16 protein-coding genes and 4 tRNA genes are annotated in these 13,557 nt (G+C 64.6%); 10 read left to right on the forward strand and 10 right to left on the reverse strand.

Annotated elements, in window-relative coordinates:
* Nucleotides 1-361 precede the first annotated feature (361 nt).
* Nucleotides 362-577 (reverse strand): hypothetical protein, encoded by a 216-nt coding sequence (locus tag Aple_RS29340; protein WP_155347944.1) that lies wholly within the window; start codon nt 575-577, stop codon nt 362-364.
* Between Aple_RS29340 and Aple_RS29345 the strand changes: the two genes are divergently transcribed.
* The 5 genes from Aple_RS29345 to Aple_RS29365 all read left to right on the forward strand — a co-directional run bounded on the left by Aple_RS29345 (nt 576) and on the right by Aple_RS29365 (nt 1,273).
* Nucleotides 576-794, forward strand: a complete 219-nt coding sequence (locus Aple_RS29345) for a hypothetical protein (protein WP_246264865.1) — start codon at nt 576-578, stop codon at nt 792-794. The genes Aple_RS29340 and Aple_RS29345 overlap by 2 nt on opposite strands.
* A gap of 98 nt (nt 795-892) precedes the next feature.
* Nucleotides 893-964 (forward strand) — tRNA-Gly (locus Aple_RS29350).
* A gap of 1 nt (nt 965) precedes the next feature.
* Nucleotides 966-1,039 (forward strand) — tRNA-Cys (locus Aple_RS29355).
* A gap of 77 nt (nt 1,040-1,116) precedes the next feature.
* A tRNA-Gly gene (locus Aple_RS29360) sits at nt 1,117-1,188 on the forward strand.
* Between the two features lie 10 nt (nt 1,189-1,198).
* Nucleotides 1,199-1,273 (forward strand) — tRNA-Val (locus Aple_RS29365).
* A gap of 89 nt (nt 1,274-1,362) precedes the next feature.
* On the opposite strand, the gene Aple_RS29370 is transcribed toward Aple_RS29365, so the two are convergent.
* From Aple_RS29370 to Aple_RS29405, 8 genes are all read right to left on the reverse strand, one after another.
* Nucleotides 1,363-2,553 (reverse strand): site-specific integrase, encoded by a 1,191-nt coding sequence (locus Aple_RS29370; RefSeq protein WP_246264863.1) that lies wholly within the window; start codon nt 2,551-2,553, stop codon nt 1,363-1,365.
* Nucleotides 2,525-2,710 carry a ribbon-helix-helix domain-containing protein gene (locus Aple_RS29375; RefSeq protein WP_170321715.1) on the reverse strand — a complete coding sequence of 62 codons (186 nt, stop codon included), beginning with the start codon at nt 2,708-2,710 and terminating at the stop codon, nt 2,525-2,527. The genes Aple_RS29370 and Aple_RS29375 overlap by 29 nt, the downstream gene beginning before the upstream one ends.
* Nucleotides 2,711-2,864: 154 nt before the next feature.
* Nucleotides 2,865-3,038: a helix-turn-helix domain-containing protein gene (locus Aple_RS29380; protein WP_155347947.1), complete on the reverse strand. Its 174-nt coding sequence runs from the start codon at nt 3,036-3,038 to the stop codon at nt 2,865-2,867.
* Between the two features lie 164 nt (nt 3,039-3,202).
* Entirely contained in the window at nt 3,203-5,035 is a 1,833-nt protein-coding gene (locus Aple_RS29385) for a cell division protein FtsK (RefSeq protein ID WP_155347948.1), read from the reverse strand.
* Nucleotides 5,032-5,376: a hypothetical protein gene (locus tag Aple_RS29390; RefSeq protein ID WP_155347949.1), complete on the reverse strand. Its 345-nt coding sequence runs from the start codon at nt 5,374-5,376 to the stop codon at nt 5,032-5,034. Before Aple_RS29390 ends, Aple_RS29385 begins: the two co-directional genes overlap by 4 nt.
* Before the next feature lie 55 nt (nt 5,377-5,431).
* Nucleotides 5,432-5,620, reverse strand: coding sequence for a hypothetical protein (locus tag Aple_RS29395; RefSeq protein WP_155347950.1), 189 nt, complete (start codon nt 5,618-5,620; stop codon nt 5,432-5,434).
* A gap of 44 nt (nt 5,621-5,664) precedes the next feature.
* Nucleotides 5,665-5,802, reverse strand: coding sequence for a hypothetical protein (locus Aple_RS29400; RefSeq protein ID WP_155347951.1), 138 nt, complete (start codon nt 5,800-5,802; stop codon nt 5,665-5,667).
* A complete protein-coding gene (locus Aple_RS29405) occupies nt 5,802-6,029 on the reverse strand; it encodes a hypothetical protein (RefSeq protein WP_155347952.1) in 228 nt (75 codons plus the stop codon). Before Aple_RS29405 ends, Aple_RS29400 begins: the two co-directional genes overlap by 1 nt.
* Before the next feature lie 167 nt (nt 6,030-6,196).
* Here Aple_RS29405 and cutA point away from each other — a divergent pair, with 167 nt between their 5' ends.
* Nucleotides 6,197-6,565, forward strand: coding sequence for a divalent-cation tolerance protein CutA (gene cutA, locus Aple_RS29410; protein ID WP_155347953.1), 369 nt, complete (start codon nt 6,197-6,199; stop codon nt 6,563-6,565).
* A gap of 293 nt (nt 6,566-6,858) precedes the next feature.
* Nucleotides 6,859-8,286: a helix-turn-helix domain-containing protein gene (locus tag Aple_RS29415; RefSeq protein ID WP_155347954.1), complete on the forward strand. Its 1,428-nt coding sequence runs from the start codon at nt 6,859-6,861 to the stop codon at nt 8,284-8,286.
* Between the two features lie 84 nt (nt 8,287-8,370).
* Here the strand turns inward: Aple_RS29415 and Aple_RS29420 are convergent, their stop codons facing one another.
* Nucleotides 8,371-9,837, reverse strand: a complete 1,467-nt coding sequence (locus tag Aple_RS29420; RefSeq protein ID WP_155347955.1) for a helix-turn-helix domain-containing protein — start codon at nt 9,835-9,837, stop codon at nt 8,371-8,373.
* Nucleotides 9,838-10,327: 490 nt separating this feature from the next.
* Between Aple_RS29420 and Aple_RS29425 the strand changes: the two genes are divergently transcribed.
* The 3 genes from Aple_RS29425 to Aple_RS55690 are packed head-to-tail and all read left to right on the forward strand — an operon-like array spanning nt 10,328 to nt 13,253.
* On the forward strand, nt 10,328-10,729 hold the full coding sequence (locus tag Aple_RS29425; RefSeq protein WP_170321716.1) for an ATP-binding protein: 402 nt from the start codon (nt 10,328-10,330) through the stop codon (nt 10,727-10,729).
* Entirely contained in the window at nt 10,726-11,634 is a 909-nt protein-coding gene (locus tag Aple_RS29430) for a GntR family transcriptional regulator (protein ID WP_155347957.1), read from the forward strand. Before Aple_RS29425 ends, Aple_RS29430 begins: the two co-directional genes overlap by 4 nt.
* Nucleotides 11,635-11,660: 26 nt before the next feature.
* A complete protein-coding gene (locus tag Aple_RS55690; RefSeq protein WP_155347958.1) occupies nt 11,661-13,253 on the forward strand; it encodes a GntR family transcriptional regulator in 1,593 nt (530 codons plus the stop codon).
* The last annotated feature ends 304 nt before the right edge of the window (nt 13,254-13,557 follow it).

The raw sequence follows: 13,557 nt of genomic DNA on the forward strand, positions 1-13,557 counted from the left end.
GGTGTGGACATGGCTGCGGCTGGACCTGCGCGGCCGGATACGAGCCCTGGTGCTACTGGGACTGCTGGTGGCCGTGGGCTCGGGCACGGTGATGGCGGCCGGGGCGGGGGCCAGGCGCGCCGACTCGGCGATGGATCGGCTCGGGTTGCCGGTGCCGGTCGGGCTTGGTGCGCGGTTCGCGCTGGAACCGGGGAGCCGGGGCAACGGTTACGCCGAAGGGGGCTGGGGCACCAGCGCTGGCTACCAGCGGCTCTTCTCCGACGATTTCTTCAAGTTCCACCAGATCCTGCTGGCCCTCCGCCCCGGAGCCGACCCCGGCGCCGTCACCCAGCGCCTCACCACCCAGTTCGAACCGCCACTGCTACCGCTCCAGCACACCCAGATCAGCAACATCCTGATCCTGCCACTGGCCTTCGGCTCCTTCCTGGCCCTCCTCGCCCTGGGCGTCAACGCCCACACCCTGGCTATCGGCATCCACCGCCGCCGCCACGCCATCGCCACCATGCGCGCCCTCGGCCTCACCCCCACGCCAATGCCGCCAAACGATCTTCACCCAGGCGACCACGGTCGCGACCATCGGTCTCCTCTTCGGACTCCCCCTCGGCCTGGCGCTGGGCCGCATCCTGTGGCGGGTGGTCACCGACATCACCCCCCTCTGGTACGCCCCACCCATCGCCCTGCCCACGACACTCCTCCTGATCCCCACCGTCCTCACCCTGGCCACCCTCCTGGCCATCCACCCCATCCGTCGCGTCACCCGCTACTTCGTCGGCACCTGCCTGCGCGCCGCCTAGTAGCGCACGCCGAAACGGGCGCTGCCCCCGCCGGTGCGCACGAGTGCGGCCAGAACGCGCTAAGGTTTCTCCGTAGCCCGGGTTCAGCCCGGATGCTCGCGGAAGTGGCTCAGTGGTAGAGCATCACCTTGCCAAGGTGAGGGTCGCGGGTTCGAATCCCGTCTTCCGCTCGGTGGAGTGGCCGAGAGGCGAGGCAGCGGCCTGCAAAGCCGCGTACACGGGTTCAAATCCCGTCTCCACCTCCAAGGTCGTCACGGAAACCCCGTGAAGTCCGCTAAAGTTAAGACCAGCGTCGCTGAGGGTCCACCCCTTCAACGACCACGCGGAAGTGGCTCAGTGGTAGAGCATCACCTTGCCAAGGTGAGGGTCGCGGGTTCGAATCCCGTCTTCCGCTCGCAGTTCCCGGACGATTAGCTCAGCGGGAGAGCGCTTCCCTGACACGGAAGAGGTCACTGGTTCAATCCCAGTATCGTCCACCATGTTTCAGCAGGTGAGCCAGGGTTCCGGAGTTTCTCCGGGACCCTTTTCGATCTTTAGTTGATCTTTGGGAGCCAAACGGGGAGCCACCTCAGGCGGATTTTTGCTGAGGGTTGTCGCTAAAGATGATGTTCATGGTCTCGGCACCCTTGGTGATCTCCGGTCTGAGCTGCAACCGGTAGACCGCTTCGGTAACGCGGGTGCCCGCGTGCCCGACGAGATCGGCGATGGTCTCGATGGACACGCCGTGGTCACTCATGATCGACACGAACGAGTGCCGGAGCTCCCGGGGAGTCCAGCCCGTCCCGATCCCCGCGTTCGTAGTGATCCGCTGGAAGGAGCGCCGCACGTTCGCGGCGTCCATCGGCGTGCCCACTCGGGTGGCGAAGACCATGTTGTGGTCCTGCCACACCTTGCCCGCCTTGAGACGCCGCTTGGCCTGGCGGGTGTGGTGACGGCGTAACGCGTCGGCGGCCAGCGTGGGGATCTCCAGCGTCCGGCGTGACTTCTTGGTCTTGGTGTCACCGCCGACCCGCACCGAACGCCACACGTAGATCGCGAACTTCTTGTGATCGAACCCCGCTTCGGCCACCGGTCGCCACACTTGGGCTTCCTCGACCCAGGCCACGACGTGATCCCAGCGCAGCGCGCGAGCTTCCTCCGTACGGACGCCCGTCATGACGCTGAGCACCACGTACGCGTGCAGCGATGACCTTTCCGCCGCATTCATGACGGCGGTTGCCTGAGCGAAGGTGAGTGCCTTGCTCGGGCGTCCGTCCGTACCCTTGGGGGTGGTGACCAGTTCAGCGACGTTTCTGAGCACCATGTCGCGGGCCTGAGCGTGCCGGATGGCGCGCTTGAGGATGGAGTGGATCCTTTGCAGGGTCGACGTGGACAGTTCCTCGGTCAGCCCATCAAGCCAATCGTCCACGACGTCGGCACGAAGCCGCTTGAGCTTCACCTTCCCAATCAGCGGGATGACGTGCTTGTGGGCGAGGATGGCGAGCGTCGTGATGGTTTTCGCGTCGTGTTCTTTGAGTCCTTTGGACAGCCAGTCTTTGACCGCGTCCGCGACCGTGTAGTTCTCCGGGTTCTTGACGCCGGATTCCAGGTCCTTGACGGCCTCGATGAGCTTGTCTTTGACCTTGGTTATGGTCTTGGCCTTGCGCTTGATCCGGATGCGTCTGCCGTCGGGACCGAACCCCAGGGAGATGGCTCCGGTGAAGCCGTCTCCCTCGGGGTAGATGGTCCCTTCATGTTTGCCGATCATGATCTTTGCCAAGTGATCCCTCCTCGTGGCGGTTGAGATATTCCTCGATCGCCTTCCTGATCACCCAGGACACGGCGCGCTCCTGCGATTCCGCGTAGCGGCCTAGGCGCTCCTTGAGAGCAGCCTCCACGCGTACAGGAGGGAGCATGGCGGTCTTGTCGCTCGTCATGGAGCGCATCCTTCCAATGAACTCGACACCCTGCACAGTTGGCGCGTCGCGTCGTTGAAGTTCTCAAGGCGAGAAGCCGGGGACCTTCCCTCTGGTGAGTGGAGGGCGCGTCGCCAGCTTGTATAGCTATGTAATGCTTTGCTATACACGACTGTCAAGACCCCTTCGCTTCGAGGGAAGCGACGAAATCGGCGAGATGCTGATCAGTGATCCGGCGAAGCTTGCCGATCTTGATGCTGTTGAGCTGCCCCGTACGGAGCAGCGCGTATACCTTGTCGCGGCCGATGTTGAGGATCTCTGCTATCTGCTCGACGGTGTATGCCTGCATGAGGACACCACCTCCTTTTCCTCCCCTGGACAGAGCGCCCACCAATTTCGTCGATACTCACGCTGCGTGATTGTCTTCGTCTTTGTCTCCGTCTCCGCGTCCCGCCTACGTGCAGGCGCGCGCGTAGACGGAGACAAGTGGGAGACGAAGACAATCACGCTGGGTTAGTTCACGGTCGGGTAGCCGCGCCACCGTCCGCGCGAGACCTGGCTGATACGCCCGGCATCGGAATGCTCTTTCAGCCGCTTGTAGAGCCAGGGTCGGCTCATGGCGGTGACGCGCAGAAGCTCGTCGATCGAGATGCCTTCTGAGGGAGCACACCACAGCGCTTCCCACAGCGCGGTCTCAGCGTCCTGCACGGCGCTGTGACGGCCGTTCCGGTCCGGTTCCCGGGCCTGCTGCAGGTCGGCTTCTGAACTGTGCTCGTGGCCGTGCCCGTGCGTTTTGACTGCATGCAGTGCGCTGGCTGAGATGGAGTCCAGCAGGGGACGGTGCGGCGCGTGCGTGCTGGCGGTGCGCTGCACTTGGTGGTCGTCGATGAGGTAGGTCCGAGCGCGGCGCGGGATGTCATGCTCGGGTGCGCTGAGCAGAAACTTGCCGGGCGCGTTGAGGGTGTGGGAGTGCCATCCGCTCTTGAGCATCCCCTGTCCCAGGATCAAGTCCACGTCGCGTTGTTCCCGGACGCGGAAGGACAGCCGCACATCCATCTGTGAACGGACCGCGCCGTGCCCCATCGCCTTCTGACTGGGCCGTTGGGTTGCGGCGACCAGGGTCACCGCCACCGCGCGACCGCGTCGGGCGATGGAATCGGCATGCCGGACGGCTTCCGGCGCCTCATCGACGAGTTCGGCGTACTCGTCGATGAGGATGATCAGCGCAGGCGCGTCCGGGTTCGGTTCCCACACCCGCAGGCCGTCGCCGGCCAGGGCATCGGCGCGGGCCTCCAGAATCGCTATCGCGTCCCTGAGCAGACTTTCGGCTTCCTGCGGGGTGGTGGCCAGCCGGTCGAGGCAGGACGCCCACGGGAGCAACTCCATGCCGCGTTTGAGATCGATACCCCAGATGATCACGTCTGGGCATGCGGTGAGTTCGCCCAGGATGACGTTGATGGCTCCGCTCTTCCCGGCGCCGGCCACCCCGCCCACCAGGGCGTGACGGCGCAGCAGGGAGACGCGTACCGGGGTGGCGTCCTCGAACAGGCCCAGCGTGACCGGTTCGGTGATGGAGGTGATCGAGGGTCCGGTCCAGCCGATGGCGTCGGCGTGCGGGTCGGTTTCGATCACCCGCAGTTCCATGCGGTCGGCCCGTTCGGGAACCGGCTGGATCCGCGCCGCACCCCTGCGCGCCCCGAGCGCCGATTCCAGAGCAGGGATCTTCGCCACCGCGTCTTCTACGGTCTGGCCACGCGCCAGCGCCACGCGGACGCGGTACCCCCACAGGTCCACCAGCGCCGATTGCACGCGTGAACCGGCCAGGCCGACCGCGTGTGCGATGTCGGGCCAGGCTGCGAGTTTGCGTTCCACGCGCACCCGGGCACGCCTGCGACGGTGCGCCCACCACGGGACGGCAGCCACCACGCCCCCGACGGCCAACGCCATGGGCAGAGGTGGCGTGAACGGGCCGATGACGGTGGCCGCGCTCGTCCATCCACCGACGAGTGCCAGCACGGCAGCGGCGTAGACCGCTTCGATCAGGCGCAGGTCCAGCCACCGTCGTAAGACCACCACCGCCCCTACCGCGGCGGCGGTCACAGACAGAACGGCAGGCCAGTGGTCGGCGGCGGAGTCGTGCAGCAGCACGGCCGTACCGACCATCGAGGCGGTGGTGAGGAAGGGCGCGAGTTCGGAGCGGTACCGCCACAGCGCGCGTGCGATGGCGGTGATGACCAGGGGCGCCAGGTCGAGGTCATCGGACAGGAGCACGATGGGTTCGGCTCCGTAGCGGCGGACTTGCCGGGCGTTGCGGCGGATGCGATGCCGGGAGGTGGAGCGCCTCACCACGCGTTCCCCTGATCGTCGCTGGGCGGTGGGGTGTGCTGGGTGAGTTCGTCCCGCAGGTAGTACAGCGGGTCTGCTTCGCCGGCGTGGTCGGCGGACAGGGTGGCGCGTGCGGCTGCGAGCAGGTCGGCGCGACTGTGGTAGAGGGCGGTCATGTCGTCGCGCATGCGGAGGATCTCCGCGCACAGGGCGGGGATGTCGTCCAACGCCGCGTGGATGCTGTTCCACAGGTCGGCGAGGGTCAGGGTCGAGGCGGACAGGGCGGTAAGCAGGTGTCGGGCGATGTGGTGTCTGGTGGTGATCTCCTGAAGGTCGATGTCGGGCGGGGGAAGGTCGGTCATAGGCATCACTCCTTTGGGTCGAGACGATCACGAGCCCTGCGGCACTCGTGGCTGGTCACAGGTTGGTCAGCCACCGCAGCGCGGCGTTGACGGCGGTCCGGATGGCGGGGGCGGCGGCGGTTGCGGCCAGCAGGAAGCCGAACAGCATGCACGCCAGCGCTTGCCAGAGGCTCAGGCGCAGGTAGCGCCATGCGAGGAACACGACAGCGCCCAAGATCAGCACGATGGGAATGGAGATCTCCACAGGTCATCACCTCCTTCCTCGGGGCGGGTGCGGATGAGCTGGGGCTAGATGCCGTCGTGGTGGGCCTTGCGGCGGTACCAGCGGGCACGGGCACGGCACTTGTGGCACTTGGCGTTGGAGGACCGCAAGGCCGCGCCGCACAGGCACCGGCGACCGAAGGACGGCAGGGATAGAGCGCGCATCAGACTTCACCTCCTCGCATGGTCGAATCGGGATCGTTGGTTGTGGGAATGGGGTTGCGCTGGTATAGGCCCACAGCGCGACGAGTCACGGCCCCAAGGGCGCTGCTTTGGGGGGTGCGAGACGGGTGATCGCCGAGTCGGATGCCGACGAACAGGAGGAGGAAAACTCCCAGCGCGGCACCCGCCAGGAACACCGCCCCCAACACGATGAGTGTGAAGATGTCCATTACCGTTCTCCTCCCTGAGTTCGCTTGATTCCTATGGCAGCGACAGTAGGTTTGGGAGATCGGTGTAACCCATTGCCGAGTGAGATCTGACGGTGTGATCGTTTTATTCCAGCGCGAGATTCATTTATCGCAGGGTGAGATCACGAGCAGAGCGAAGAGGTGGAGCCATGGTTGAGTACGTGCAGGTTCAGACGTCGGTGGATAGCGAAGAGGCCGGAGCACGCTTAGCGCAGGGAATCGTAGAAGCGCGACTAGCGGCATGCGTGCAAATCGGAGGCCCCATACGCTCCTTCTATTGGTGGCAAGGTGCCATGGAAGAGTCCACAGAATGGCAGCTCTTCATTAAGACGGTCGCTGGGCGAGTCCCCGAGCTAATCGGATACATCGAGACCAATCATGGCTACGACACACCAGAGGTGATCGCGACCCCGATCACCGCGGGCAACTCCGCCTATTTGCGATGGATCGCAGATGAGGTGGATGCGCACAACGCCCGCCCCATCGGGAGACCTGCCGATCCACATCACAGCGAATAATGATTCGTCTATTACCGGTGATAGTGCTCAGCCGATTCCCACCTCAGTAAGGGGGTGGAGGCATGTCTCTGGTGACAGTCCGCCCTAAGCGGCCTACACCTGTGCGAGCTCTTCGGCTCGTGACCTGGGCTGATCGGTGTGATGGGCGGTGCGAGAGTGACAGAACCAAAGCGATCCTCGTTGTAAGTTGACTGATCGCACTCGTATCTGCTCGTGATATCTCACGGTGTGATGGACTGGAGGTCCTATACCTGCTCTCGCAGTGCTGATGCCTAGGGGACGATACGCCTGCCATGGCCTTGGACCAGCAAGACCTCAGAGAGAACTTGGAGCGCATTTTTGCAGGTCAAGAGATGGAAGCTGCGTGCAGAACGCGCGATCTCGGGGCGATCATTCGGACCCTGATGAAGTACGGCGTAACTCAGGGCAAGATCGCTGGTCTCACGGGTATCTCCCAGGGGCGCTTGAGTGAGTACAAGACCGGCAAGCGGGTGCCGATGGCTAAGTCTATTTTTGAATCTGTGGCCAACGGCTTGGACATGCCCGCGAACCTACGTCGGGCGTTGGGACTTGCTGCGGCTGGTGAGCCGGGCAAGATCTCGCTTTCCGTCCAAGGAAATGGTCTACCCACCGACACATATGAACTCCAGTTGCTGGCGGAGGTCGTGGGAAGAGGCGGGGAGAGTGTGAGACGTCGTGAGTTGCTTCAACTGGCGGGGAAAATTGGTTCCTCCGCAGTCATGGCACAGAGCGAAATTGCCGAAAGGCTGGCAGCGGCCTTGGCCAGACCGAATGCTATGGATGAGTCGATAGTCCGAGAGATCGAGGCCAGGTCATTCGGGTTTCATCGACTTGAGCAATTGATCGCGGCCCCAATCCTCTTCGGGGGGATCGCTGCGCATCTCAGAGAGGTCAGTGTCCTTCTGAGTGGTACAGCGGCTGATCCGCGTGACGAATTGCGACACCGTCTTATCGTGGTCGCAGGAGAAAGTAGCACACTTGCGGGCTGGATTGCTGCCGATAAAGGAGACATCACAACTGCTCGCAGCTTCTATCAAACCGCAGAAAGGGCCGCGAAAGAGGCGAACGACCCTGAGATCCATGCCTGCGTGCTCGGATACCGAAGTTACAACTCCGGGATGAAAGGTGCCCACGGGCGTTCACGAGCTCTCTTAAGCGGTGCCCTGGAGATCCTTTCTCCCACTGCTTCCCCAGGAACCCTCTCATGGATTGCCGCACGGCATGCTGAGGAAAGCGTGGCGTTGGGGGATCGCTCACAAGCTCTGAGATCTTGGGCGAAGGCAGAGGAAGCTTATAGCATGGCCGATCCGGAAGAGGATCGCGTTTGGACTCGGTTCCTGGATCAAGAACGGTTCGATACTTTCCGAATTTCGACGCTTGCCGGCGTGGGCAAAGTCGATGAGGCGCAGGAGTTAGCGCTTACTTTGCTGGCACGATTGCCGCAGTCGCGAAGGCAACGATCTGTGATCATCCTTGAAACCATCGCAACGGCATACTTCGTTCAGGGTGCGGTCAATGAAACGGCAAGGCTCGCGTTGCAGGGTCTTACAGCGCTGAGGGAAACGGCGTACACAATCTGGCTGCCGAAATATGAAGCGCTTGGCCAGGGATTGATGCGCTGGCGAAATCAACCTTTGGTCCGGGCGTTCTTGGAAGATATTTCGATGACAAAGGCCCAGTTCGGGTCTTCGCGCGGATGACATTCCTTCGGTGCCAGTGCTCATCGCGAATCGCCGGTCGACCCTGGGTCCGTCGCCTTATTGGGCAGGGTACCTAACACGCTCTTAGGCGCTGGTGGCCGGGGGCAAGGCCAGCAATTCGCGGAACTCTCCGACTGCCGGGCGGTCCCGGCGATCGATAGGCACCGCGCGGAGTAACTTCCGCCCTGTCTCCATGATCATGTTACTGCGTTGCACAGCCGGAAGAGCATTAATCACTGTGCCGGCCCGTTGTATGCCTTGATCGGTTCCGCCGTTCAACACCGTGCATAGGGCGTCGTGGAGTTGAAGAATGGAGGTGTATTGCTGATCCCCGGTAACGCCCAACACCACAAGCGAGCGATCTTTTGCCTCACTCGCTTTGGCCTCATTCCCGGCGTATGTGTGAACCAGGTTCTCCGCGAACGGAAGCTGACCAGCCTGCCAGTAGTTCGGCATGATGCTCGGTGGCGGTGGCTCGGCCTCCAGTAGATCGCTAGTGCGATTCAACGCCCGGCAAGCCTCATCGTGCCTTCCGAGCAGAGCGAGTGTTTTCGCTTCAGAGCAGGTGACCAGCGCCAAACCTAATGAGTGTGTGGTTCCCGCGATCTGCTGCGCGCCTTGGATTAGATGCAGGGTGCTCAGCGGGTCGCGCTGACCGTAATTGGCGTGGCCTGTTTCCGTGGCGTAGATGCCCAGTTCCAGTTGTAGATCCCCGGACTCGTGGGCTGCAACGCGTGCCGTGCGCCACCAGCGCAAGGCCGCTCCGTGGTCACCCAGCCGAGTCAGCGTGTTCGCGTGGAGAGTGGAAAGCGCAGCGATGACCCGTTGGATCTCGGCTTTGTCCTGGATGGGCGTCCTGTCCAGCTGCCGTTGTGCGGTCATCAGATCCACGACGAGATCGTCTCGTACCTGGGCCGCTGGTCGTGTGCGTAGTCCGTATAGATGGGCGGCAACGGCAAGTTCCCATTCCTCGATGCTCCGGGATTCGTGATCGAGGGACAGGTCAAGTAGCTGGCGTACCGGTTCGCCTGCAGCACCGAGCGCCCCTAGTCCGGCTGTCGCGGCGGCAAGCTGTAAAAGCCGTCGACGTTCCATGTCCTCATCCTTGCCGTGAATGGGGGAAGCCATGCCGAGAGTGCTGGCACGTATCTGGTCCAGGTGCGTGATGGCGGTGTGGAACGCCATCAGCTGACCATCGGCGGTGTAGAGGCGGTCCAGGTCGGGGACCATGTAGGGCTGTATCGGCCGTTCCCCGCGTTCCAGCTTGGCCAGGTGGGAATGGTCCATGCGGATGGCCTCGGCAACCTCCCGCAGGGACATACCCCGGGCATCGCGCCACCAGCGGAGCGCATAGCCGAGCAGCCGGGAGGGGAAGGCGTTCGGCCGAACGGGCAGCGATGTTCTGGTCATCGTCTTCCTCGTGATCGTGGTCACGGTGCCGGTCAGTTGTGGAATCCATGACCCGCACCGAATGGCTTTGCCGAGTACCCCAAAGACTTCCCCCCATTGCACCACGGCAGGGCTTATCGGCTTCGTCGTGATCGTGGTCATGGTGTGGTCATCGTGACCACACGTGTTGGTCGTGTCGGGGCCGTGGGTCAGTGAGATGGCTGGTTGCCATCGGTCAAACGTGGCGCGATGGGGCCGGCTTGTAGCGGTGGCGTGGACACCGCGCCCACAGTACGTGGCTTGCCGAATACCAAAAGTGACGTCAACGATTGCACGGCGAGAGGGCTTATAGCCCGGGACAGGGCGGTCCGCCTGGCGCGACAGACGACCAGACAGACCTTGATCGCAAGCGAGGTGCGATCGTGAGGAAATTTAGGACTAGTGCGAGCGGGCGGAGACGCAAAGGCCGTCGGCAGGGCCGTCAGGAGGACTGGCGGCCGTTGACGGGGCCGGAATCTGCGCTGGAGGGGTTATGGCTTCAGCGGTACCGACTGCGGGTGGAACTCGTGGGCCGGCAGTACACCGTGGGTGCCTCCACCGTGTGGGCGCAGGGTGAGGATCCGGTGGGGATGATCCTGCGGGCGGTGTCGTGGTGAGCGGCTTGGGGGTGTTGGGGGCGGTTGAGCTGCCCGGTGAAGCCGCGTCGGTGGTGCGGGCGCGGGTCTTTGTGCGGGGGGTGCTGGGGCGGGCGGGCGTCGATGAGGCGTCGGATGTGCTGCTGCTGGTCTCGGAGCTGGTCACCAACGCCGTCGCGCACAGCGAATCCGGCGAGGGCGGACGAGTGGGGTTGGTGGTCATCGGCTGCCCTGACCGAATCGTGCGGGTGGAGGTCTGCGACCAAGGGTCGGAGGCGAGCAAGCCACGGGTCCGGGACGACCAGGGGTTGCTGGCCACCGGGGGGCGGGGGTTGCGGCTGGTGGAGCAGATCGCGCGTGGCTGGGACTGGGAAGAGGACGGCTCGGGCCGGACGGTGTGGTTTGAGGTGGCCGTATGACCAGCGAGCATGGCTCGGCCGAATCCGTTCCCCAGTCCGTCCCTGAATCTATCGCTGCGTCTCGATGCCGAGAGGTGGCCGGGATCCTTGCCGCCAAGATCCGTGGTGGTGAGCTGGCCCCTGGCACGCGGTTTCCACGCTTGTGGGAGCTGATGCGCACGTATGGGATCAGCAGAGGTATCGCCGACATCGTGCAGCACGAGCTGAAAAGACAAGGGCTCATTCGCATCGTCGGCGGTCGCCCCGTGGTGGCTGAGGGCAGGTGCGCTGGCCTGACGCCTGATGCGCTGGATCGGACAGGCCCGATCCCGTTGTACCGGCAGATCGCGGACATCCTGTCCGCGATGATCAAGAACGAAGATCTGGCTCCCGGAGAGAGGATCCCCAGCGAAGACGAACTCAGTGGTGTGTTCGGCGTGGCGCGAGAGACCGCACGGTCGGCACATCGGGAGTTGCGCGAACGCGGGCTGGCTCACACCATCGGCGGCGCGGGAACGATCGTCGGGCTGAAGAGCGCTGCGACCGGTTCGGACGCGCTGCCTATGTATTTGAGGATCGCCCGGGAGATCGCCGATCAGATCCGAGACGGCCGGATTGCGCCTGATCGGCCTATCCCGACTCGGCAGGCGCTCATGGCGCGTTACGGCGTCTCGGTGGAGACCGCACGGCGCGCGGTCGGCATGCTGTGCTGGGCGGGGTGGGTGTACACGGTGGCGGGACGGCCGCGTTTCGCGGCGCGGCCAGAGCGGTGGCCCGCGCTGAAGGCGTGGGAGGAGGCCACGGCCGGGCGCGGCGCGGGTCCCCGTGCTTTGACGGCGGCGGGTCTGCTGGGGTTGAGAGTCGGGGACGGTGAGCCTGATCCCGGCACGGGAGCGCCGATGAGAAGCGCTGGGGGTGGCCGGTGATGCACCAGATCGGTACGGAGGTATTGGTGCGCAAGTATCGGGCGGGTGCCACGCTGGCGCAGGTCGCGGCCGATACGGGGATGTCGGTTTCTGCGGTGTATGAGCGGTTGAAAGCCTGGGGTGAGCCATTCCGGCCTCGGTCGTATCGGCCTGGACAGGGGATCACGACCAGCGATCTGGTGTCGCGGTATCGGGGCGGGGAGAGCATCGCCGCGATCGCCGCGTCGGTGCGGATGGATAACAAGACCATCCGCAGGCGGCTGGTGGAGGCGGGTGTGCGGATCCGGCCTCCTGGCCATCGTGTCCGCAGGCCCATGGCACCGGTGGAACCGAAGTCGGTGGAGTCGGTGGAGACGCCGGGCGAAAGGGCGGAGGTGAGCGGGGAGGAGCTGGCGGGCTTGTATCGGGCGGGGTGGGGTTTGGATGCGCTGGGGGTGGAGTTCGGGATGCCCGCGCATCGGGTTCGGGCGCTGCTGCTGGCGGCGGGGGTCGAGTTACGCGGACGCGGGCGACCGCGCCGGGATGTGGTTGCCGCGCGGCCGGGGCTGCCTGTGGTGTCCGGGCTGCGGGTGCTCGGGTCTTCGGGTCCGGAGGAGCGGGAGGTGTGGCGGGTGATGGCGGATGAGGTCATTGCCCGGATCCGGTCGGGGGAGTTAGCGGAGGGGGCGCGTATCCCGTCTCAGGCCGAGTTGATGCTCGCGTTCGCCGAGCCGAACCGGGAACATGCGCGGCGGGCGGTGCAGGTTTTGTGCTCGTGGCGGTGGGCGGTGGCGCTGGGGCCGAGAACCTTCGTGGTCTCCCCGGCGAGCAAGTGGCCAAGCCGGGGTGAGGGGCGGGCGGCCAGGATCCACCGTGGCGGCCCGGAACCGGTCTACCGGCAGATCGCCGACATCCTCGCGGAGGAGATCGCGGATGGGGAGATCAAGCCCGGCGCGATGGCGCCGAGTCAGATCGAGCTGCGCCGCGAGTTCGGGGTATCGCACATGAGCGCCCGGAAGGCCCGCCAGGAGTTACATGATCGCGGGCTGGTCTATACCGTGGGCGGGGCGAGCAGGTTCGTCGGATCGGAGGGGACGCCGCTGCGGGGTGAGGGTGAGGAGGCGGCGGACAGCGGCGACGGGTTGGGCGGGGCGAATCGGATTCGGCGGGACGGCCCGGTACCGATGTACCGGCAGATCGCCGTGATCATCGCCGACCAGATCGCCCGTGGGGAGCTCGGCGCGGGTGAGATGGTCCCGAGCGAGAAGGACTTGCGGCGCGAGTTCGGGATCGCGCAGATGACCGCCCGGAATGTCCATCGGGAGTTACGTGATCGCGGGCTGGCGCACACCCTGAGCGGGGCGGGCACGTTCGTCGGCCCGAAGGGGACACCGCGTCCGGATTCCCTGCTGCCGATGTTCCAGGTGATCGTCAACGAGCTGGTGGCCGAGATCCGCGCGGGCAAGATAGGTCCGGAGGATCCGATTCCGAGTGAGAACGTCCTGGTGTTGGACAAGGGGGCGTCCAAGGCCACGGTCCGGCGGGCGGTTGCCATGCTGCGTGAGGACGGGTGGGTGTTCACGGTGCCGCAGCGAGGGACGTTCGTGGCGCATCCCGACCAGTGGCCGAAGCTTCCGTAAGACGTGGAAGGGCCTCCTACACGCCGAGTTCTCAGCCCGGCTTGTGGGAGGCCCGACCACCTCTGTGTGCGTGTGTGGCGGATGCGGAGTCAGCGCACGTTGATCAGTTGCTGTAGCTCCTCAAGCTGGGCAGCCGTGTTACCCGTCATTCGGTACGACCACGAGAGTCATTGAAGATGAGCATGCTGGGGACCGAAATCCTGCGAGGGTCAGCGACACTCTCGTGAGCATGACGAAGAGTTGACATCATGGCTCGTGCTTGCCTCGTGCCCGGACGCGCTCAGGCCCGAGACCGTGACGTCGT

The organism is Acrocarpospora pleiomorpha, from assembly GCF_009687885.1.
GTDB classification, from domain to species: domain Bacteria; phylum Actinomycetota; class Actinomycetes; order Streptosporangiales; family Streptosporangiaceae; genus Acrocarpospora; species Acrocarpospora pleiomorpha.